This is a genomic window from Paenarthrobacter sp. NPDC057355, from assembly GCF_042667405.1.
Taxonomy (GTDB): Bacteria; Actinomycetota; Actinomycetes; order Actinomycetales; family Micrococcaceae; genus Arthrobacter.
This window is the reverse complement of record NZ_JBHVAL010000002.1, coordinates 274,629-295,153: the sequence shown is the minus strand read 5'-3', so window position 1 is coordinate 295,153 and position 20,525 is coordinate 274,629. Positions and strand designations below refer to the sequence as shown.

26 protein-coding genes are annotated in these 20,525 nt (G+C 63.3%); 11 read left to right on the top strand and 15 right to left on the bottom strand.

Features of this window, described 5'->3' with window-relative positions; genetic code table 11:
• Positions 1–7 precede the first annotated feature (7 nt).
• The 14 genes from ACFUOZ_RS05265 to ACFUOZ_RS05200 form a co-directional block, all read right to left on the bottom strand.
• Complete coding sequence (locus tag ACFUOZ_RS05265; RefSeq protein ID WP_377545453.1) at positions 8–376, bottom strand: hypothetical protein; 369 nt, start codon at positions 374–376, stop codon at positions 8–10.
• A complete protein-coding gene (locus ACFUOZ_RS05260; RefSeq protein ID WP_377545451.1) occupies positions 373–693 on the bottom strand; it encodes a hypothetical protein in 321 nt (106 codons plus the stop codon). The genes ACFUOZ_RS05265 and ACFUOZ_RS05260 overlap by 4 nt, the downstream gene beginning before the upstream one ends.
• Before the next feature lie 5 nt (positions 694–698).
• The gene (locus ACFUOZ_RS05255) at positions 699–2,267 is read right to left on the bottom strand and encodes an HK97 family phage prohead protease (RefSeq protein ID WP_377545449.1); all 1,569 of its coding nucleotides are present in this window, start codon (positions 2,265–2,267) and stop codon (positions 699–701) included.
• Entirely contained in the window at positions 2,264–3,442 is a 1,179-nt protein-coding gene (locus ACFUOZ_RS05250) for a phage portal protein (RefSeq protein ID WP_377545447.1), read from the bottom strand. Before ACFUOZ_RS05250 ends, ACFUOZ_RS05255 begins: the two co-directional genes overlap by 4 nt.
• 85 nt (positions 3,443–3,527) lie before the next feature.
• Positions 3,528–5,027, bottom strand: coding sequence for a hypothetical protein (locus ACFUOZ_RS05245; protein ID WP_377545445.1), 1,500 nt, complete (start codon positions 5,025–5,027; stop codon positions 3,528–3,530).
• On the bottom strand, positions 5,024–5,398 hold the full coding sequence (locus ACFUOZ_RS05240) for a hypothetical protein (protein ID WP_377545443.1): 375 nt from the start codon (positions 5,396–5,398) through the stop codon (positions 5,024–5,026). The genes ACFUOZ_RS05245 and ACFUOZ_RS05240 overlap by 4 nt, the downstream gene beginning before the upstream one ends.
• A 241-nt stretch (positions 5,399–5,639) precedes the next feature.
• Positions 5,640–5,894, bottom strand: coding sequence for a hypothetical protein (locus ACFUOZ_RS05235; RefSeq protein WP_377545441.1), 255 nt, complete (start codon positions 5,892–5,894; stop codon positions 5,640–5,642).
• Complete coding sequence (locus ACFUOZ_RS05230) at positions 5,891–6,169, bottom strand: HNH endonuclease (RefSeq protein WP_377545439.1); 279 nt, start codon at positions 6,167–6,169, stop codon at positions 5,891–5,893. The genes ACFUOZ_RS05235 and ACFUOZ_RS05230 overlap by 4 nt, the downstream gene beginning before the upstream one ends.
• Complete coding sequence (locus ACFUOZ_RS05225) at positions 6,162–6,353, bottom strand: helix-turn-helix transcriptional regulator (RefSeq protein WP_377545437.1); 192 nt, start codon at positions 6,351–6,353, stop codon at positions 6,162–6,164. The genes ACFUOZ_RS05230 and ACFUOZ_RS05225 overlap by 8 nt, the downstream gene beginning before the upstream one ends.
• Positions 6,346–6,579, bottom strand: coding sequence for a hypothetical protein (locus ACFUOZ_RS05220; RefSeq protein WP_377545435.1), 234 nt, complete (start codon positions 6,577–6,579; stop codon positions 6,346–6,348). The genes ACFUOZ_RS05225 and ACFUOZ_RS05220 overlap by 8 nt, the downstream gene beginning before the upstream one ends.
• On the bottom strand, positions 6,573–6,731 hold the full coding sequence (locus ACFUOZ_RS05215; RefSeq protein WP_377545433.1) for a hypothetical protein: 159 nt from the start codon (positions 6,729–6,731) through the stop codon (positions 6,573–6,575). Before ACFUOZ_RS05215 ends, ACFUOZ_RS05220 begins: the two co-directional genes overlap by 7 nt.
• A complete protein-coding gene (locus ACFUOZ_RS05210; RefSeq protein WP_377545431.1) occupies positions 6,728–6,910 on the bottom strand; it encodes a hypothetical protein in 183 nt (60 codons plus the stop codon). Before ACFUOZ_RS05210 ends, ACFUOZ_RS05215 begins: the two co-directional genes overlap by 4 nt.
• Positions 6,907–7,623, bottom strand: a complete 717-nt coding sequence (locus ACFUOZ_RS05205; protein WP_377545429.1) for a helix-turn-helix domain-containing protein — start codon at positions 7,621–7,623, stop codon at positions 6,907–6,909. Before ACFUOZ_RS05205 ends, ACFUOZ_RS05210 begins: the two co-directional genes overlap by 4 nt.
• Positions 7,620–7,832 carry a hypothetical protein gene (locus tag ACFUOZ_RS05200; protein WP_377545427.1) on the bottom strand — a complete coding sequence of 71 codons (213 nt, stop codon included), beginning with the start codon at positions 7,830–7,832 and terminating at the stop codon, positions 7,620–7,622. The genes ACFUOZ_RS05205 and ACFUOZ_RS05200 overlap by 4 nt, the downstream gene beginning before the upstream one ends.
• Positions 7,833–7,941: 109 nt before the next feature.
• Here ACFUOZ_RS05200 and ACFUOZ_RS05195 point away from each other — a divergent pair, with 109 nt between their 5' ends.
• From ACFUOZ_RS05195 to ACFUOZ_RS05185, 3 genes are read left to right on the top strand one after another with little or no spacing between them, the layout of a single operon-like run.
• Entirely contained in the window at positions 7,942–8,232 is a 291-nt protein-coding gene (locus ACFUOZ_RS05195) for a helix-turn-helix domain-containing protein (RefSeq protein WP_377545425.1), read from the top strand.
• 36 nt (positions 8,233–8,268) lie between these two features.
• Positions 8,269–9,471 (top strand): molybdopterin-synthase adenylyltransferase MoeB, encoded by a 1,203-nt coding sequence (gene moeB, locus ACFUOZ_RS05190; RefSeq protein ID WP_377545423.1) that lies wholly within the window; start codon positions 8,269–8,271, stop codon positions 9,469–9,471.
• A 39-nt stretch (positions 9,472–9,510) separates the two neighbouring features.
• Positions 9,511–10,500, top strand: coding sequence for an SDR family NAD(P)-dependent oxidoreductase (locus tag ACFUOZ_RS05185; RefSeq protein ID WP_377545421.1), 990 nt, complete (start codon positions 9,511–9,513; stop codon positions 10,498–10,500).
• Between the two features lie 12 nt (positions 10,501–10,512).
• On the opposite strand, the gene ACFUOZ_RS05180 is transcribed toward ACFUOZ_RS05185, so the two are convergent.
• Positions 10,513–11,835, bottom strand: a complete 1,323-nt coding sequence (locus ACFUOZ_RS05180) for a glutamyl-tRNA reductase (RefSeq protein WP_377545419.1) — start codon at positions 11,833–11,835, stop codon at positions 10,513–10,515.
• A 158-nt stretch (positions 11,836–11,993) separates the two neighbouring features.
• Here ACFUOZ_RS05180 and hemE point away from each other — a divergent pair, with 158 nt between their 5' ends.
• From hemE to ACFUOZ_RS05140, 8 genes are all read left to right on the top strand, one after another.
• A complete protein-coding gene (gene hemE, locus ACFUOZ_RS05175) occupies positions 11,994–13,106 on the top strand; it encodes a uroporphyrinogen decarboxylase (RefSeq protein WP_377545417.1) in 1,113 nt (370 codons plus the stop codon).
• Positions 13,107–13,112: 6 nt separating this feature from the next.
• Positions 13,113–14,561, top strand: a complete 1,449-nt coding sequence (gene hemG / locus ACFUOZ_RS05170; protein ID WP_377545415.1) for a protoporphyrinogen oxidase — start codon at positions 13,113–13,115, stop codon at positions 14,559–14,561.
• A gap of 72 nt (positions 14,562–14,633) precedes the next feature.
• Positions 14,634–15,335, top strand: coding sequence for a hydrogen peroxide-dependent heme synthase (hemQ, locus tag ACFUOZ_RS05165; protein ID WP_144659734.1), 702 nt, complete (start codon positions 14,634–14,636; stop codon positions 15,333–15,335).
• Positions 15,332–16,555 carry a ferrochelatase gene (locus tag ACFUOZ_RS05160; protein WP_377545413.1) on the top strand — a complete coding sequence of 408 codons (1,224 nt, stop codon included), beginning with the start codon at positions 15,332–15,334 and terminating at the stop codon, positions 16,553–16,555. The genes hemQ and ACFUOZ_RS05160 overlap by 4 nt, the downstream gene beginning before the upstream one ends.
• Positions 16,552–17,535 carry a hydroxymethylbilane synthase gene (hemC, locus tag ACFUOZ_RS05155; RefSeq protein ID WP_377545411.1) on the top strand — a complete coding sequence of 328 codons (984 nt, stop codon included), beginning with the start codon at positions 16,552–16,554 and terminating at the stop codon, positions 17,533–17,535. Before ACFUOZ_RS05160 ends, hemC begins: the two co-directional genes overlap by 4 nt.
• Positions 17,536–17,596: 61 nt before the next feature.
• On the top strand, positions 17,597–18,442 hold the full coding sequence (locus ACFUOZ_RS05150) for a uroporphyrinogen-III synthase (protein WP_377545559.1): 846 nt from the start codon (positions 17,597–17,599) through the stop codon (positions 18,440–18,442).
• Positions 18,439–19,419, top strand: coding sequence for a porphobilinogen synthase (gene hemB, locus ACFUOZ_RS05145; RefSeq protein WP_262275480.1), 981 nt, complete (start codon positions 18,439–18,441; stop codon positions 19,417–19,419). Before ACFUOZ_RS05150 ends, hemB begins: the two co-directional genes overlap by 4 nt.
• On the top strand, positions 19,419–20,489 hold the full coding sequence (locus ACFUOZ_RS05140; RefSeq protein ID WP_377545408.1) for an LLM class flavin-dependent oxidoreductase: 1,071 nt from the start codon (positions 19,419–19,421) through the stop codon (positions 20,487–20,489). The genes hemB and ACFUOZ_RS05140 overlap by 1 nt, the downstream gene beginning before the upstream one ends.
• The last annotated feature ends 36 nt before the right edge of the window (positions 20,490–20,525 follow it).

Genomic DNA, 20,525 nt, shown 5'->3' with positions numbered 1-20,525 from the left:
GGTTCTCCTAGAAGATTTCGTTGAAGGTCAGGGTGTAGCCGGGGTAGGGGACGCCGTTGCTGGAAATGGCGAACGGCGTAGCGCGGGCCTTTTCCAAGTTCAGCGGGTCTTTCAGTGCGTCAATGATGCGTGACGCGGATTCCCACGCCGGCACTACTTCCCTGTCCGTGATGATCAGTTGAAGCTCCCACTCGCCCTTGGTGGCGTTGTAGGTTGGGAACTCCATGTCCGGCGGGGTGATGAGAAGGACGTTTGACCCGTTGACCAAGGATTCAAGCTCTGACGGGTCAAGCGTCACTTCTACGTCGTCGATGGCGGCGGAGACTAGGGCCGTCTCGATTTCGGCCCGTAGCTCCCTCCCGCGTTCGATGCTCACGCGATCCCTGGCTTCATGTAAGGGCGCAAGGTCGCGTAGGCTGCGGCCATCGGGTCGCGGGCGATCCTGACGGGCTGTGACCCTTCCGCGCCGTCAAAGCCGGCCACGCCGTTACGGGCGTTGCGCCTGAAGAACAGGTCTGCACCAACCTCCCGGATTGCCCTGGCGCGGATGACCGACGGAAGTTCAACGTCGGGGCGGATGTTGTTACGGACATGGTTCTTCACCATCTCCGTAGCCTCTTCCTCACACTCCTTAATGAACTCCTCGTCGCGGCCATCCTTGGCGCCGACGTACTGGGCTAGCGTGGTGGCCATCAGGATCAGGCTGCCGGCTTGGTGGGGATGATGGCGCCGGGCATAACGTCGGCAAATGCCGCGTAGCCGTAGATGCTGAAGGCCTTGGACAGGTTGATGATGTTTTCATCCTGAAGCTGGGCCGGGGCGCCGGGGGATTCCAGCGTCTCGAATGCCTGGGCATCGTAGAAGCTGAGGGTGTTTGCAGCTGCGCCGGGCAGAAGGGAGACTTCGACGCTGGCAAGCTGGCCGGTGACACCCTTCAGGTTCAGCGTGCCGATCTGGTTCACGCCGGTTCCCTGCACCGTCATGAGGCGGTTGTCGCCGTCCTTCAGGCTGATCAGCTTCTTGAACTGATCCACGGAGGCGTGCATGCCGTTCAGGAGGAATCCCTTGTCGTCCATCAAGAGCGAGGCGTCTACGATCAGGCCGAGAAGCTGATCCGGGGTGGGGTTTGCCGGCAGGGCAAGCCAGTCGTCGTTCACGTCGCCGGCGAGGTTGGCGGCGATGGTGTTCTTGTAGAGCGTGCGGAAGGCGGCTTCGGTGGCCTTGGCGTAGCGGAGGGCCATGGCCTTGAACGTGGTGTTCAGGACGGAGACGGAGGATCGCTGGATTGCCTGAAGCGTCAGTTCCGTCCAGCCGCCGTAGGTTTCCACCGGGGCCGTGTCGGTTCCGATGGTGACCTTGCCGTACTGCAAGTCGTCGCCTTCGTTGGCTTGCTTGGCTACCTTCGTGGTGTCGGATACGAGCTTGCCGAATTCGACGTTGTTGCCCTGGGGCGGGAGGGTGCCGCGCTGGAAGGTGTTGATGATGCGGCGGCGTTCTTCCACGAGGTGGATGAAGTCACCAATGAAGGTGTCTTTCACGATGGCGTCAGCGGTGGTGGCGCCGGTGTAGGCGCGGTGGAAGTCGGCGGCGTCCTTGTCGCCGGCGGCGATGGCCTTGACGAATTCGCCCATGCTGCGGAACTGCGGGATGGCGGGGCCGGTGGGGGCCGGCGGCTGAAGCAGTGCCACGCTGCGCTCGATGGTCTGCAACTGGTCGGTCAGCGGGGCGAGGTCCGCGCGGGTCAGTACGTCGTTCATGGGAGGGTTACCTTTCGGGGTCATGCTGCGGACTTCGGAAATGGCGGCGTTGTCGTAGGCGGGGTGGGGGACTAGGGAGACTTCGCGGACGCGAATCTTCGTGTAGGTGATGTGGCCGTTTTCGTCCTCGCGCCATTCCACGGGTTCGAATCCGATGGAGAGCTTGTCGAGGCTGCCGGAGCGGAGAAGGGCGTAAGCGTCGTTCCCCTGGCGGGTTTCGGCAATCAGGCCGTCAATCTCCCAGCCGGCGCCTACGTCACGGTGGGCGGTGACGTGGCCGATAATTTCGCCGTGGCGCCAGAAGATCTTTGCGCCGTCGGACTCAACGACGGCGCCGCGCTCTACTTCTTCGGTGAACTCGCCAAACCACGTGCGGATGGTTACGACGTCGTTCCACGGAACGGCGATGCCGGTAAAGCTGCGGGCTTCGCTGTTGGATTCGGCGCGGATGGACATTTCCCGGTGGGCTACGCCGGTCTTGTCGGTCAGGTGGTCAAGAGTGAGTGTCATGCCGTGGCCTTCGCTGTCTCTGGTGCGGATTGGAGTGCTGCCAGTTCGGCAAGCTGTTCGGCGGTGAATGGGTCGAGGTCTTCTATGGAGCGGACCTCGGACGGGGCGAGCCACTTCGAGCGGATGGCGATTTCGTAGCCTTCGTAGCGGGTCTTGGTGTCCAGGCGAAGCAAGGATTCGACGTTGAACCGGGCCACGCTGCCGTTGGGCAGGAGGTCCGATAGCGCTTCTTCGATCTTTCGGAGGTAGGCCATCAGCGTGAACCGATAGAAGGCCAGCCAGTCTTGGGCAACGTTGGCGTACGTCTGCGAACCACCCTCAATGGCGGCGAGAGCCAGTGAAGCCGGGATGCCGAACAAGCGTGCGAGCTGAGCGATAGTGAAGCCCTGGGATTCAAGGAACTGGGCGTCTGCCGGCTTCAGGAAGATGGGGGCGTAGGTGGTGCCCTTGCCGAGTACCCTGATGCCCTTTTTGCCGCCGGGCGTGTTTTCATCGGCGCTGTACCACGCTTCCCGGTACTGGTCCGCGTCCGACTTGTTGAGGGGCTGGTCTGAAGTCAGAACGCCGTCAGGCTGGCCGGTGCCGTTGAACCAGTTGGACGCGTAGTTCTGCAAGTCGAGCGATCCGGCCAATTCGGCGCGTGCGGCTTGGATTGGGCCTAGGCCGTATGTTGCGCCGGGCAGCTGCATCAGGGTCAGGTGCTTTACCTCGTGGCGCTGCAAGATGCGTCCGCGCCACGAGTAGGAAATTCCGCCGGTGTCGGGGTCTTTGTTTACGGCCACTTCGTGGGGGTTCAGCGGTTCCAAGTTCGCTACGGCGTCGGTCTTGCCGGCGCCGACTCGGTGAATTCGCCAGTAGGCGTTACCGGAGGTTGCCATACCGAGTACGGTTTGCTCGATGAAGTCAGAGCGGGACATGTCCAGGCAGGGGCGCTTTACGAGGGAGTGCTGATCCTGCAAGGCGATGGCTTTGCCGTAGGTGCGCTTCTGGTCGATGCTGATTTGAGAAGCTGCGGTGCCGAGAATCTGGATGTTGCGGTAGACCGGGATGAGGCCCATGGAGGTATCCACCGTGACGACGTTTCCGCCGCTGCGGGCCGGCGGCCTAACACCTTCTGGCATGGAGTCCGACCGCTGAAAGCCAAGCTTGCCGGCGATGGTGTCTAGGAACGTCATGGACACACTCAAACCGCCGGCGCGGGTCCGGGGCAAAGGACTTATCTTTTAGACGCTTCTAGACGCTTCAGGGCGCCGCTGAGCGCTAGAAGATTTGGGCGCCTAGCTCTGCCTCTTGGTGGTCGTATGCCCAAATGCCCACGGCGGACGCGATCACTTCAGCGACAGGACCGGTGGACTTATCACGGTCGATCCGCTCTGTTCCGTTCGACATGCGAAGCACGGTATGAGCCACTGCGTTGCTGAACACCTTGGAGCCGTCGTGCTTGAACGTCTTGTCATCACGGGCCATGGTCAGCCACGCGTCACAGGCGGTGCCAAAGTCCCGCATTCCCGGCGTCACTACGTCTATGGCCCTGCAACGGCGGCATTCGCCGGCGTCGTGCTGGCTGCACTCCGGGGGGTTCCTCAGTTCGTCAGTTACGCGTCGGGAGGGTCCGCCGTCGTCGGCTGCGATGGCCGCCGGTGCCCACTCGGCGTTGAGCCGGCGGATGTAGTCCGTCAGCCAGATAGTGCCAGGGGCGGAATGAAGCACGTGGGAAACGGCCATGCCGTCCACGTCGCGCCAGTTCGCCAGCACGGCGGCACGCTCGTTGCCCGGTGCCACTTCGTAGCTGATGGCGACGGAACCACGGAAGGGCACCTTTTCCGGCTTGACCGCCAGTGCGGCCCAATCTTCGGGAGTGATGATTGGGTCTTCTGCTTCGGTGAGGACGTTCATGTAACCGCGCATGCGCTCGGCGTGGCTCATGCCTTCGCCGTACATCTCGGCCCTAAGAGCTTCTTCGGTGATGGTGTTACCTAGCGCGGGGTGGAAGGTCCACCACGTGGCGGGGTCGTCAGGGTCCATCCCGTCAGGCATGGACCATTCGAAATAGGCGAGGCCGGCGGCAGTGCCGTCCCTGCCGGCCTTTACCCACTTGTTCATGAACACAGATGCAGCGGTGCCGCGCGTGCTGATCATCCATATCTGAGCTTGTCCGTGGAGGGTGATCTGGGCTGGACCGACACCGCCAAGCAAGTTGTCTCCCAGTTCCTCGGAGTACTTCCACACTTCGTCAAAGTCGACCAGGTGGGGAGTTTCGCCGTGGATGGCGCCGATGGTGGGAGAAAATCGGGTGATGCTCGATCCGTGCTTGCGCACTTCCAGACCTTCAGAGCCGTTGGATTTGCGAGGTTTGAAAACCGGGGCAAGGGGCGATTGGGTGACCATGTTGATGAGGTCCATCATGCGCTTGCCGGCGTCTTTGCCTGTCTGGGCGGTGCTGAAGCAAGTGATACCGGGGCGGGTCATGATCCGGTGGAGCTTGACCGGCCCCATCAGGGTAGTCTTGCCCGACTGTCTAGGGACAGTGATCAGCACCTTGGAGTAGTGGTAAATCCTCTCGCCAAAGGATCCGAGCTTGTACTCGGTCGCAATGTCGATCACGAGACGTTGCCACGGCATAAGCTCCTTGCCTATGAGCCGCTGCAGCCGGGCGATTTCTTCGCCCTCTGTCAGGTATGAGTAATCGCGCTTGGGCGCGTACTTTGGCGGCGGGGCAAAGCGGAACTTGGCAGATACTGCCGTGACAGTAGCGGTCACGCGGGGGTGCCCTCCACTGGTGCCGGCTCTGTTGCGGTCATGAACTCTAGAGCCTTGTCGAGCGCATCGGAGGACGCGTTTTCAGGCGCCGGGAGTAGCTCGAAGATTTCCTTCATGGCACGCAGGAGGTTGGCTTGCCCCGATGGGGCGCCGCGTCCTTCAGAACTGTCCACTCGGCGTGCGGTGACGATAGCCAGGGCGCAGGGGCCGGCGTGGTGTGCGGTGATCCAGCCGTCAGCTTCCAGCTTGTTGATCATGCGGAGCGTTGCGGCCTCGACAAAACCGGGTTCGCCTTTTTTCGTTGAGCCCTGTTCGAATCCGGGCAAAACTGGCGGAAACTCGCCAGTTTGTGGGTTCATTTCGTCGGTCAATTCGGCCTCCTTCGGGCACTTTTTTTGTGGGGGTTTGGGGGGATATTTCCATGCTGGCGCGGGGTGGAACGCTAGCCGTCAGTCAGAAAAACTGGCACGCTGAGCGGCGATTCCCGCCCTGAGTCGCGCAACGGCTCGCACTCGGATGCATGGGATGCAACCACGGCCATGATTGCGATTGTGAAGCCACCTACCCAACGCCGTTCGTGGCCGGCGGTAGCGGCTGCATGCTGGGTCTGTCCTAGTGTGATTCATCGTGGTTCTCCTCGTTGTCGCACGTGCGGTCGGACTCCAACATGTCCTTGCAGGTGATGCAGCGTGGCGCGTGGTCGAAGCAGTAGTGCTGGCCGTCGTCGCCTATCCACCAGTCACCATTGGTAGCCTCATCAATGGCTTGGCTAACCTCAGACCAAGCGCCGAAGTCACCACCTTCAGTTGACTTCTCCGTGCACGTGTCACATTCAAGCCAGTAGTAAGACGATTCCCGAATGCTCATGGTGTGAAGTAGTCCTCTCCGTTGTGGATCAGGGCTTCTTCCTGATCCAAGGTCTTGTTGCCGAGTGAGTAGTTGCAGCGGCGGTGTGCTGGCTTGTTGATGGCTAGGGCTGTAGCTCCACCTTTGGAGCGTGGGATCACGTGCTGTAGTGATGCCGTGTCCCTGCTCCTGATCGGTAGGCCGCATATGCAGCAGGTCCACCCCCATTGCTGGATGGCCCTGTCCAGGAGTGCGGAGCGCTGCGGCCCTGACAGGCTGAGGTAGTCGTCAGCCATTGGTCTTGCTGGACTGCTGGGCGTTCTCCTTCATCCACTCGGACACCTGCCCTGGGAAGTAGCGCACGAGCCGGCCTAGCTTGATGAAGGGTGGCCCTTCGCCGCTGATCCGTAGCTTGCTGGCTTGGTCGGTGGTGATCTTGGCGAACGCGGCGAACTCGTCAGGAGTCCATAGTTCAGGCATTGGTTTCCTCGGGTTGGGCGTGCAGTTCGCGGCGTGCTTCGGTGACGTTCTTCAGGGCTTTGTCGTGCTGGGCTACGGCGGCGGCGAGCTTGGCACGGTAGCGGTTGGCGTCGACTGGTGCGCATGTGGCCCATTTCTCGCGTGCCTTGTGGACCTGCTTTCGGTAGGCATCAGCGACTCCTACGGCAGAGGCGTAGGCGGCTTGGGCTTCCTCACGAGTTAGCACGGCACCTCCATGGCGGTGTTGCGGGAGTCAGCCGCCGTCAGGTCGCCGCTGATGGGCTGGGCTGTCAGGTAGCCGGATGAAACGGCGTCGTTGAACCGCTTCAGGTCGTGCTGGGCTACTTCGTGGAGTGAGAACTCGACTGGCTGCTTCACTGCTCTGGCCTTTCGTAGATGGAGGGTGTCTGGATGAATCGCATTGCTGTCTCTGCTGCGGCGTTGAATGGTGCCGCGTTCCGTGGGCTGATCCGGCCTTGTTCGTCTACGTCGTTCGTTAGGCCGAGATGAAGGATGATCAGCGTTTCCATGTCGATCTGGTGGGCCGGTGGGATCAAGGCGTGGCCCCCTTGCCGTCAAGAGCTTCTTTTGGCGGACATTCTGGGCAGAAGAAGTGAGTTTGTCCGCGATGCCGGCGACGTTGCGCCCGTAGCCCACAGTGGCAACTGATCATCGGGTTATTCAGGCCGCGTGATTCGCACGAGAGGCAATAGCCCTGGTCAGTCTTGGCCCCGGGTTTTCCACAGGTCCAGCAAATGTGCTCTTTTGCTGGTGAGGTACCCGACTTCTCAGGATGATTCAAAGGGTGGTTCTTAAGGACAGTTAGGGTGACGTGGGCGTCACCGGGTGGGGTGACACGTATGTCACCGGGTGGGGTGACGTGGGCGTCAGGGGGTGTCATCGGCGTCACCCCCTTTTTCGGGGCTTTGAAGAGCGTCTGATTGTAGTTATCCACAAGCTTGTGACGGGAGGTTCCATCGCAGTTGGGCGGACACTTCAGCGCGATTTCGTAGCGGTTGGGACGGCGGTAGTCCGGGAGTGACCTTGTGCCGCCGTCGTTGGCGTAAACGATAAGTTCGCCAGCGTGGCCGAGTTTGTTTATGGAGCGCTGCACGGTCCGGGGTTCAACATTGGCGTAGCGAGCCAGGGTAGCGATGCTAGGCCATGCTCCGCCGTCGCCGTCGTGGCTGGCGATCCCCAATAGAACGAGCTTGTCAGTGCCGCTGGCCTTCGAATGGTTCATGACAATGGCCATGGATTCGACGCTCATGAGGCGTCCTCCGCGTTCTTGACCAAGTCGTTCATGTCAAAGACGAAAGCGCCGCGTGCGCCGTCCAACTGAGCAAGGGGGACCAGCTTGCCGCTGGCTACCCAGCGAGAGACCGTAGAGCGGTCGATGGACAGGATGTCCGATACGGTGCCCGCTCCGATCAGTTGACCCGGCACGACGATACGCGCCTCGTTGCTCAAAGATTTCATGGCAGCAACAGTATGTGCAATGCACAAAGAATCACAAGCGTGTGATTCGTCGGCGCGTCGCAATGCACAAACCATTGCATCGGAATGTCGCGCGTGCAATGCTTAGTGCATGAGCACTCAACCGATGTTTGTTTTCCGTTTCGAGATGGACCTGGCTGACCGTATGCGTAAAGCACTACGTGTGTCTGACGTAAGCGTTCAGGAGATTGCTGATGTTGTTGGCATGAATCGCAACACCATTAGCGCGTGGATAAACGGGCGAGCAAAGCCAAATGACCGTCAGTTGGCGGCCTTTGCTATGCGTACAGGAGCGCCTATTGACTGGCTAAAGACCGGCGATTACGCAGGTCAGGGCGGTCCTAACGATGGTGGACCGCTTGAAAGTAATACCGGTGGGTAATATGACCGGGCGGCATCGGCAGGCATACATTGGGGTATGGCCTCAATTGTTGCTGCCCACTCCGCCGCGCCCACAGTCCTGCCACCCCTCGTCGAACCGGCCGCCGGGCTCTCGCCGGCCGAGGTGGAGCGGTACTCACGGCATCTCATCATTCCCGAAATCGGAGCCGTGGGCCAACGCAGGCTCAAGAATGCGAAGGTTCTTGTCATCGGCGCCGGCGGCCTGGGCTCGCCCGCGTTGCTGTATCTGGCCGCGGCCGGTGTGGGAACGCTCGGAATCGTGGACGACGACGACGTCGACCTGAGCAACCTGCAGCGCCAGGTCATCCACGGAGTCAAGGATGTAGGCAAGCCCAAGATCGAATCCGCCCGTGATGCCATCGCAGAGCTGAACCCGTTGGTGAATGTGGTTCTCCACAACCTCCGGCTGGACTCTTCCAACGCCCTGGAGCTTTTCGCCCAGTACGACCTCATCCTGGACGGTGCGGACAACTTCGCCACCCGGTACCTGGTCGCCGATGCCGCGGCCATCCTTGGCAAGCCGTATGTGTGGGGTTCGATCTTCCGCTTCGACGGCCAAGTCAGCGTCTTCTGGGCCCAACACGGACCCAGCTACCGGGATCTCTACCCCGAAGCCCCTCCGGCAGGCTCGGTGCCGTCCTGCGGTGAGGGCGGCGTCTTTGGCATGCTGTGCGCAGCGGTGGGTTCGCTCATGGTGACCGAAGCCGTGAAGCTGATTACCGGCGTCGGGCGTTCCCTGCTGGGGCGTGTGGCGCTGTTCGACGCATTGGGCGGTAGCTGGCGGGAAATCAAGGTTTCCAAGGACCCGGAGGCCGAGCCCATCACGGAATTGACCGATTACGAGGCCTTCTGCGGAGTGACGCCGGCCGCTGCAACGGACCAGGACCACACGGTGACCGCGACGGAGCTTGCCGCCATGCTTGCGGAGCGGGAATCGGGGGAGCGGGACTTCGAGCTGGTGGATGTCCGCGAATCCGGAGAGCACAGCATCGTGAGCATCGACGGTTCGGTCCTGATTCCGCAGGGCCGCATCCTGTCCGGTGAAGCCTGGGTCGAGCTGCCGCAGGACAAGGACATCGTGTTCCATTGCAAGGCGGGAACGCGTTCGGCAGCGGTGCTGGAAGCGGCCCGCAAGGCCGGCTACAGCCGCGTCAAACACCTCGACGGCGGCATCCTCGCCTGGGTGCGGCAGGTGGAACCAGGGAAGCCCGTTTACTGATTCATTGCCTGCTTCCAGGCTTCTCTGGGAAGCTCAAGCATGAGCGAAGAACGGTCTGAAACAGAACAACGCCCCATCGGCTCCGGCTTCGGCCACGACTCCACTGCCATGGAAGTCATTGACGGCATCAACCTGAAGGGCAAGACGGCGATCGTCACCGGCGGCTACTCCGGCTTGGGCCTGGAAACAGTGCGGGCCTTGGTTTCGGCCGGGGCTGAGGTGACGGTTCCTGCACGCCGGCTCGAACACGCCCGTTCCGTCCTTGCCGATGCCGGACTGGCCGAGTCCGTCCGGGTTGAACAGCTGGACCTTGCCGATCAGGACAGCGTGAAAGAGTTTGCGGCGCGCTATCTGGAGAATCACGACAAACTGGACATCCTGATCAACAACGCCGCCATCATGGCCAGCCCGGAGCAACGGGTGGGGCCGGGGTGGGAAGCCCAGTTCGCCACCAACCATCTGGGGCACTACACGCTGGTCAACACGTTGTGGCCGGCTTTGCAGGCCGCAGGGAATGCGCGGGTCGTCTCATTGTCATCGACCGGACACAAGCTCTCTCCGATCCGCTTCGACGACATCAACTTCACCACCGGCTATGACAAGTGGAAGGCCTACGGCCAGGCGAAGACCGCGAACGCCCACTTCGCCGTGCAGCTCGACCACCTGGGCAGGGACTCAGGCGTGCGGGCCTTTGCCGTCCATCCCGGCGGGATCATGACAGAGTTGCAGCGGCATCTGCCCGAGGAAGAAATGGTGGCCGCGGGCTGGATGGATGCCCAGGGGAACGTCCGCGAAGGATTCAAGACTCCCGAACAGGGTGCGGCTACGTCTGTGTGGGCAGCCACCTCGGAGGCCCTCAACGGCAAGGGCGGCGTCTACTGCGAGGATTGCGATATCGCCAAGCCCACGGACAAGGAGTCGCCGTTGGCACGCTACCAAGGAGTTGACGCCCACGCTGTCGACAAAGAGGACGCGGCAAGGCTGTGGGCGTTGTCGGCGGAACTGACCGGGGTGAACGCCTTCGCCTGAGCCTGGAAGAGCCTAGGCGCTTTCAGAACGGAGTTGCTGGTGGTCCACGGGGCATTCCGGGGCCGCGGCAGCTGCCTGCGGTTGCTCCACCTGGATCCCATAGAGTGCCTCGAGGGCGGCGACGTAGTCGTCCTGCTGGCCATTGGCGGCAAGCTCGCGGGCCCGGACGGTGGGGATGTGGAGCAGTTGCTTGACCATTCGGCGAAGCGCGAACTCCACCTCCTCGGCGGCGGCCGTGCAGCCATGACGGGCGCGGACCTTCTCCATCTCGGCGTCGAGGACGTTCATGGTGTGGCGCCGCAGGGCCACGATGGCCGTGTCCACGGAGCGGGCTTCACGTTCGGACTCGAAAGAGGCGGCTGCGCCGGTGACGATCGCGCTGGCCTGGGACAGTGATTCTGCCTGTTCCTGGGGCGCGGCGAGGCGAACCGATTCAAGGGTCAGCAGTTCCACGCCGTCGAGTTCTCCTACCGCGGGATCGAAGTCGTGGGTGAGGGCGAGGTCGATGGCGATCAACGGCTTGCCCGAGTTGGCCCTTACGCGTGCAAGATCGGCGGCTTCCACTCGGTTGTCCGAGCCGCTGCAGCCGATCATGACGTCCGCTTCGGCAACAGCGGTGGGGAGGGTGTCGGCGTCGAGCGCGATTCCGCCGCGCGTGGCGACGAAGGCTTCCGCGCGTCCCGAGGACGAATAGACGGAGATCTCCGTGCAACCGCGTTCGCGAAGGAGGGACATGGTGGCGCCGGCGTAGGCGCCGGTTCCGAAGACCACGACCTTCTTGGTGGACCAGTCGTCGTTTTCGGCAAGGTCCGTGGCGAGGTCCAGGGCAACTGAGACGATGGACAACCCACGCGAGCCGAGCGCTGTTTGGGCGCCGACATCCTTGGCGGTTTTGGAGGCCGCCTGGAAGAGACGGACGAGGCCGGAGCTGGCGGTCCCTTCCTGCTGGGCGGTAATAAGTGCACGGCGGACTTGGCCGGCGATTTCACGCTCACCCACCACGGCAGAGTCGAGGCCTGAGCTCACCGCGAAGAGGTGGCGGGTAACTTCGGGGCCGGTGTGGGTAGCGAAGGAGCGGGAGACGAGTTGTTCGTTGAGGCCACTCAGCTCGCTGATCCGGGAAACAAGGGCGGAGCGGGCCGCTTCAAGGTCATCACCGTTGGCCGTTTCGCCGTATACCTCGTAGCGGTTGCAGGTGGCGAGGACCACCGCTCCGGACACCACGGGGGATTCGGTGAGGGCCGCAGAGGCAAGCCCTGAGGAACCGTTGCTCAACTGAGCGACGGTTTCGAGGTCGATGTCGGCGTGTGTAGCCACCAATGAGAAAAGAACCACAGCACCCCAATCATAGCTTTTTCGTAGCCCGGTAGAACAATATGGCACCGTGGGTCTCCCCACGGAGTCCGGTGATCCGCGCCACAGCGCTCCCAGGTGGGCGGTACGTGACAGCTTGTCGTTATCTTTTGTTCCGGATTTTCGGCACAATCAAAGGCATGACTTCTAGCTCGGCAGCATCCCAGAGTACGGCCTCCAACTCCCCGGGTAGCCTCGACGCCAATCACCCGCTGAAGGACGGCCGCACTTCGGACTCACCGCTGATCACCGCTTACCGCGGCGGCACGCCGTCCCGCAGGCCTGTCTGGTTCATGCGCCAGGCTGGCCGCTCGCTGCCCGAGTACCTCAAAGTCCGCGAGGGCGTTGCGATGCTGGACTCGTGCTTGCGCCCGGAGCTGGCCTCCGAAATCACGCTTCAGCCTGTTCGTCGCCACGACGTTGACGCCGCCATCTTCTTTTCGGATATCGTCATTCCCCTTAAGCTGGCAGGCGTTGGCGTAGATATCGTTCCGGGTGTCGGTCCCGTCCTGGACAAGCCGGTCAGGACTGCCGAGGACGTGGCGGCACTCCCAACGCTGACATGGGAAGCCCTGGAGCCCATTCGCGAAGCGGTCCGCCTCACGGTTGCCGAGCTGGGCAGCACCCCGCTGATCGGTTTCGCCGGGGCGCCGTTCACGCTGGCCGCCTACATGGTGGAGGGAAAGCCGTCCCGCGATCACCTGGGCCCGCGGACCATGATGCATGCCGACCCTGAAACCTGGACTGCTTTGGCCAACTGGGCTGCCGACGCCTCAGGGCTGTTCCTCCAAGCCCAGCTCGAAGCCGGCGCGTCCGCAGGCCAACTCTTTGACTCCTGGGCCGGTTCCCTGGGCCTGGCCGATTACACCAAGTACGTTGCACCTGCCTCCACCCGCGCCCTGGACCACGTCCGTGGACTGGGCGCTCCATTGGTCCACTTCGGTACCGGAACGTCCGAGCTCCTGGTTGCCATGCGCGACGTCGGAGTGGACGTCGTCGGCGTCGACTACCGCTTGCCGCTGGATGAAGCCAACCGGCGCCTGGGCGGCACAGTTCCGTTGCAGGGCAACATCGATCCCGCGCTGCTTTCGGCCCCTTGGGACGTGCTGGAGGCGCATGTCCGCGAAGTCATCGCCGCCGGCTCCGCTGCCCCGGGCCACGTGCTCAACCTTGGCCATGGAGTACCTCCGGAAACCGATCCCACAGTGCTCACGCGCGTTGTGGAGCTCATTCACTCGATCCCCGCCAAGTAGGGGCGCATGCGCGGCGGACACGCAACGCACAAGCCAGGCACCACGGCAGTGGTTGTGGGCGGTGGCATCTCCGGTCTTCTGGCCGCGCGGGAACTGGCCATGGCGGGGGCATCTGTCACCGTGCTGGAAGCAACCGGATCGTGGGGAGGCTGCGTCGGGAGCCATGTGGTTGCCGGTTTGCGCCTGGACAGCGGTGCGGAGTCCTTTGCCACGCGGTCCCCGGCCGTAGCCGACCTCGCCGCGGAACTCGGCCTGGGGGAGCAGATCGTTGCTCCCCACCCCGGCGGTGCATGGGTCCAGTTGCCCGATGGCCCGCAGGAACTGCCCAAAACCGGCGTCCTGGGCATTCCCGCGAACCCATGGGACCCCGAAGTGAGGCGTTCACTCGGGTTCGCAGGGGCTTTGCGAGCCTCCTTTGACCGTTGGCTGCCGGCAACCGTCGGGACTTCCTCGGACGTCACGAGTGTCTCGTCGTTGGTCCGCTCCCGGATGGGGAAGAAGGTGCTGGACCGGCTCGTATCGCCGGTGGTCGGTGGCGTCCATTCTGCCGATCCCGGCCTTCTGGACGTGGACATGGTCGCACCCGGACTACGGCCTGGCATTCGCACGCACGGTTCGCTTGCCGCTGCCGTAGCAGCACAGCGGAAAGCCGGCGCCGGACCGGCGAAGGCGGGTTCCGCCGTCGCCGGCTTGAACGGTGGCATGAACACTTTGGTCACCGCGCTGGTAGCGGATCTCCGGGACCGCGGCGCAGAGCTGCTGACGGACAAACGTGCCGAAGACGTAGTGAAGACCCGGGACGGCTGGCGGGTCGCCGCCGGCGGTTCAACGTACGACGCCGGCCGGTTGGTGGTTGCGCTGGACGGTCCGGCCGCCGTCGGGCTGCTGGAGAAGTCCGTGCCTGCCTTGGCTGCCTTGCGTCCCGCGCCAGGACCACTGGTGAGCCTGGTGACGCTCGTGGTGGACCTGCCTGAGCTGGATAGCCGGCCACGAGGCACCGGAATCCTGGTGGCGCCGCAAACCCCTGGCGTCACTGCCAAGGCACTGACCCACGCCACGGCCAAATGGGACTGGCTGGCCGAGGAAGCCGGCCCCGGGACGCATGTGGTGCGCCTTTCGTATGGTCGTCGCGAAGAAGCCGGCGGGGGAGCAGATGTGGTCTTGGACGACGACGCACTCCTGGCTGCAGCGCTGGAAGATGCTTCGAAGCTGCTGACGGTGCCGGTGTCCGGCAGTGACGTTGTCGATTGGGATGTAGTCCGGTGGGCGGGAGCCTTGCCCTTCGCCGCCGTCGGTCACAAACAGCGCGTAGCCGAGGTCAGGAAGGTGTGTGCCGCTGCCGAGGACTTGGTGGTGGTTGGCGGTTGGTTGGCTGGAAACGGCTTGGCGGCCGTCGTTGCTGACACGCGGCGGCAACTCGCCCAGGGGAGCGGCGAGGAAGCAATCATTGCGTGATTTACGTCACTTCTACGCCATGTAGAACTGATCCGTTTCGACTTAGGGGCCGGCACGGGGCAAACTTGAACCATGAGCCACACTTCTGTCGAATCTGTCACTAAAACTGCTGAAACCGAAGAGCAGTTCTTTACGCTCTGGACTGTTTTCAAGCGCTCGGCCGACGTCCTGCGCAGCGGCGATGCTGCCCAGGAATTCGAAGCCTTGGTGGAAAAGCTGGCCGCTGACGGAGTAGTCCTGCGCGGCAGCTACGATGTCTCGGCAATGCGCTCCGACGCCGACATCATGGTGTGGCTCCATGGCGCCAAGCCGGAAGACCTGCAGGCAGCGGTCCGCTCCATCCGCCGGAGCAAGCTCTTCGCCGGGACCGAGATTGTCTGGTCGGCCATGGGTGTGCACCGCGAAGCGGAGTTCGCCAAGAGCCACGTCCCGGCTTACGCCCGCGGGGTTGAACCCAGCACCTGGCTCTGTGTCTACCCCTTCGTCCGCTCATACGAGTGGTACATCCTGCCCGCCGAAGAGCGTGGCGCCATGCTCCGCGAGCACGGCATGCTGGGCCGCGAGTTCCCGCAGGTCATCTCCAACACTGTCTCCTCCTTCGCATTGGGCGACTGGGAATGGATCCTGGGCCTTGAAGCTCCCGAACTCGTGGACCTGGTGGATCTCATGCGCCACCTTCGCGCAACCGATGCCCGCAACCACGTCCGTGAAGAAATCCCCTTCTACACCGGCCGCCGTGTCACCGCAGCCGAGATTGCCGAGGTCCTCGCGTGAGCACACCAGTCGTCTCCACCGAGCTGAACGAAGTCACCGAACGCGGCCGCCAAGCACCCCAAGACTACGATGCCGTGCTGCTGGCGTCCTTCGGTGGTCCTGAAGGCCAGGAAGACGTCATTCCCTTCCTGCGCAACGTGACGCGTGGCCGTGGAATCCCGGACGAACGCCTCGAAGAGGTCTCGCACCACTACCGCGCTTTTGGCGGCATCAGTCCCATCAACCAGCAGAACCGTGAACTGAAGGCCGCAATCGAGGCCGAACTGGCCAAGCGCGGCATCGAACTGCCGGTCCTGTGGGGCAACCGTAACTGGGATCCGTACATCGCGCCGGTCCTTCAGGACGCTTACGACGCCGGCCACCGCCGCATCCTGATGCTCACCACCAGCATCTACTCCTGTTACTCCAGCTGCCGCCAGTACCGCGAGGACATCGGCATTGCGCTGACCGAAACCGGTTTGGACGGCAAGCTCCAGGTGGACAAGATCCGCCAGTATTTCGACCACCCGGGCGTCGTCCAGCCCTTCCTGGAGGGAACTGCTGCCGGACTGGAAGAGGTCCGGGGCAAGCTTGCAGCTGCAGGCGAAGCCGACCCGGACTCCAGGATCCGGGTCCTGTTTGCCACCCACTCCATCCCCACCCGGGATGCTGAAGCTGCAGGCCGGTCGGAAGACGAACCCCGCGAATTCGCCGAAGGCTCCGCCTACGCAGCCCAGCACCTGGCGAATGCCCAGGCCATCATGGACGTCGTGGCGCCGAATGTTGCCTGGGACCTGGTGTACCAGTCGCGCTCCGGCGCTCCCCACATTCCGTGGCTCGAACCGGACATCAACGACCACCTTGAAGAGATTGCTCCGCAAGGCGTTCGCGGTGTGGTCATTGTTCCCCTTGGCTTCGTCAGCGACCACATGGAAGTTGCCTGGGACCTCGACACCGAGGCACTGGAGACCTGCAAGAACCTCGACATTGCAGCAACCCGTGTCCCGACGCCGGGCACGCACGCGGCTTTCGTTGCCGGACTCGTGGACCTCATCTGTGAGCGGACCGTGGCCAACAACATCCCGGACCGTCCCCACGTCACGGACCTGGGTCCTTGGTACGACGTCTGCCGTCCGAACTGCTGCGAGAACTTCCGGGGTGCCAAGCCCGTCATTGCCGAAGTGGGAACCACCGTGGGAACCAGCCACGATGCCTACCCCGCTTCGGAGGCAGCCAAGTGACAGTCCGCATCGGAACCCGGGCCAGCAAGCTTGCCCTGACGCAGACACAGCAAACGGCAGACAAGCTGGCTGCGGTGGGTGGCTTCCCTGTGGAGCTGGTGCATATCAAAACCGAGGGCGACGTCAAAACCGGGTCCCTCTCCCAGATGGGCGGAACCGGTGTGTTTGTTGCCGCTCTCCGGGATGCCTTGCTGGCGGAGAGCTGCGATGTCGCGGTGCACTCGCTCAAGGACCTCCCCACGGGATCAGCGCTTGGACTGTCCATCGCCGCCACCCCCACCCGAGTGGACGTCCGGGACGTTTTGTGCGCGCGTGAGGGCATGACGCTTGCCCAGCTGCCCTCGGGAGCCAAAGTTGGCACCGGTTCACCCCGGCGTGCGGCGCAACTCCGTGCGGCCCGCCCGGACATCGAGGTCCTGGATATCCGCGGCAACGTCGATACCCGCCTCGGCCGTGTCCCCGGGCTTCCCGGAAACGCGACCGATGAGGTTGTCCCAGGCAAGTCGTGCGACCTTGATGCCGTGGTGCTTGCTGCCGCGGGCTTGGAGCGGATCGACCGGCTGGACTCCGTCAGCGAGTTCTTCGGCACCGACGTGATGCTGCCGGCGCCGGGACAGGGCGCTTTGGCCATTGAATGCAGGACAGAGGACGCGCCTGCGCAGGGTTCGAACGGCGTGCTGGCACAGGCGCTTGCGGCACTGAACGACGACGACACCCGCCTCGCCGTGACGGCTGAACGCGCGGTGCTGGCCCGGCTCGAGGCCGGATGCGCGGCTCCCGTTGGTGCCTACGCCTTCCGCAAGGGCAGCATGCTGCACCTGGAGGCAGTGGTGTGCGCAGTGGATGGGACCAAGACTGTCCGCGAGAAGAAAGCCACCGACGGATTGACCGAAGTGGGAGCCACACTGCTGGGCATCGAAGTTGCCGAACTTCTGCTGGCCGCGGGCGCCGCGGAGATCGCGGACCTTGCAGCGTCCTGAGCAAGCGGATGCCGGGCATGCCACTACCCGGCACGCCAGGCCCGGGCAAGCCAAGACACGCTTGGCCGGTCGGCGGATCCTGATCACCAGGAGCGCCGACCGTGCCCGTCCGTTGGCCACCCTCCTCAGCGGATTGGGGGCCGAGCCTCTGGTCCTGCCATTGATCGACTTCGAAAAAGCGCAGGACCAGCCCGCCCTTGATGCAGGACTGGACAGGCTCTCCGCAGGGGACTTTGACTGGCTGGTCATCAGCAGCATCACCACCGTAAGGGTCCTTGTGGAGAAAGCCGCGGAACGCGGTGCGGCCCTTCCTGAGCTGCTTTCAACCGGAACCAGGGTTGCCACCGTTGGCACGTCCTCCCGTGACGTCCTCGAATCCCTTGGCCTCGCCGTTGATTTGATTCCCGCCGGCGCCCAGTCCGCCGAAGGCTTGTTGGAGGTCTGGGAACCAACGCCTTCGCGAGTCTTCCTGCCGCAAGCCGATATCGCAGCACCCGGCCTCAGGGAAGGCTTGGCCGCCAGGGACGCGGATGTCACTACAGTCATTGCGTATCAAACTGTCGATTACCCGGCCCGTGAGGAAATGCGCCTCGGCGCCCAGTTACCTGCCGTCGTCGTAGATTCCGGGGACAGGACTCCAACGGTCCTGGACCCAGCTGACGTCCGAAAGGCGTTCGACGCCGGGACCATGGACGCCGTGGTGGCCGCCTCACCCAGTGCCGCACGGCGGCTGGCGGCCATCTTTCCGACGCTGGGTGGGAGCCGCTTCGTCGCGATCGGACGCCCGACGGCGGCCGAAGCTTCCCGGCTCGGCATCACCGTGGCAGCCACCGCCCAAGAACCAACACCGGACGGCATTGTGGCCGCCTTGGAATCTGTTTTCGCCAACGAAGGGAATCCGCAATGAGCTTTCCGAACCACCGTCCCCGCCGCTTGCGCACCACTCCCGCCATGCGCAGGCTCACTGCTGAAAACAGGTTGGCTCCCGCCGACCTGATCCTCCCGGCCTTCATCCGTGAGGGCCTCACGGAGCCAAGTCCCATCAGCTCGATGCCCGGCGTCGTCCAGCACACCACCGACTCATTGAAGCGGGCAGCCGCCGAAGCCGTCGGGCTTGGCGTGGGCGGCATCATGCTGTTCGGTGTGCCTGCGGTCCGCGATGCCCGGGGCACCGCATCCCTTGACCCGGACGGCGTCCTCAACAAAGCCATCCGGGACGTCAAAGCCGAAGTTGGGGACGACCTTGTCATCATGGGCGACGTTTGCCTCGACGAGTTCACCGATCACGGACATTGCGGAGTGTTGGACGCCGAGGGCTACGTCGACAACGACGCAACTTTGGAGATCTACGCCCAAATGGCTGTGGCACAGGCCGATGCGGGTGCCCATGTGCTGGGGCCCTCGGGCATGATGGACGGACAGATCGCCGTCATCCGCCAGGCCCTGGAGGAATCCGGCCACAAAAACACCGCGGTCTTGGCGTACGCCGCCAAGTACGCTTCAGCCTTCTACGGCCCGTTCCGTGAGGCTGTCGATTCGCAGCTCAAGGGTGACCGGCGCACCTACCAGATGGACGCCGCCAACCGCCGTGAAGCCATCCTGGAGGTTGAACTCGACCTCGAGGAAGGTGCGGACATGGTGATGGTCAAACCGGCCATGAGCTACCTCGACATCCTTGCCGATGTCGCTGCCATGAGCCCTGTCCCGGTCTCGGCCTATCAAATCTCGGGTGAGTACGCCATGATCGAAGCGGCTGCCGCCAACGGCTGGATCGACCGGCGCGGTGCCATCACCGAATCGGTGCTCGGGATCAAGCGTGCCGGAGCCGATACCGTCCTGACCTATTGGGCCTCCGAACTGGCAGGCTGGCTGAAGGAGTCCTGATGACGTCCGTTCCCTCCGATCCCACGGCACCGGTGGCTGCCGACCAGATCCTCCTCGGGCTGAACACCTTCGGTGATGCCGGGCTCGACGCCGAGGGGAACCCCAAGGAGCACGCGCAAGTCCTGCGTGAGCTGCTGGAGGAAGCGAAGCTGGCTGACGCCGTCGGAATCCATGCGTTCGGTGTGGGAGAGCACCACCGCCGCGACTTCGCGGTGTCGGCGCCCGAGGTCTTCCTGGCGGCGGCGGCCGCCGTGACCTCCCGGATCCGGCTTGGCTCGGCTGTGACTGTCCTGAGTTCCGATGACCCCATCCGCGTGTTCCAAAGGTTCGCTACCGTTGACGCGATCTCGAATGGCCGGGCTGAAGTGATGCTCGGGCGGGGATCGTTCATCGAGTCGTTCCCGCTGTTCGGCCTGGACCTGGCGGACTACGAGGTCCTCTTCGAAGAGAAGCTGGAACTCTTCGACAAGGTACGGGTGCAAAAGCCGGTGCATTGGGAGGGACGCACCCGGCCAAACGTCAGTGGCCTGCAAGTGTATCCGAAGCTGCAGCACCATCTGCTTCCGGCCTGGATCGGAGTGGGCGGAACACCGGAATCAGTGTTGCGCTGCGCTGAATACGGATACCCCATCATCTTCGCGATCATTGGGGGAGAGCCCCGCCGCTTCGCCCCCTTGGTCAACCTCTACCGCGAAGCGATGGCCAAGTACGGTCACCCGATGCGCCAGATTGCAACGCACTCTCCCGGCTTCATCGCCGACACCGACGAGGCCGCCCGCGAGGAACTCTTCCCGCATTGGCTTGAACAGCGGAACCGAATCGGTGCAGAGCGTGGCTGGGGTCCGGGAAACCGGGGCGAATTCGATGCCATGTGCGGTCCTGAAGGTGCACTTTACGTTGGTTCGCCGGAGACCGTCGCGCAGAAGATTGCTCTGCTGAAGCGGAACCTTGGAGTCGATCGCTTCGACCTCAAGTACAGCAACGGCACGTTGCCCCACCAGTCCATGATGCGGTGCATCGAGCTTTACGGCACCGAGGTGGCTCCCCGGGTTGCCGAGCTGCTGGCTTAGGCCTGACGGCCCTCGTTACTGCCAGGGGGCACGCCT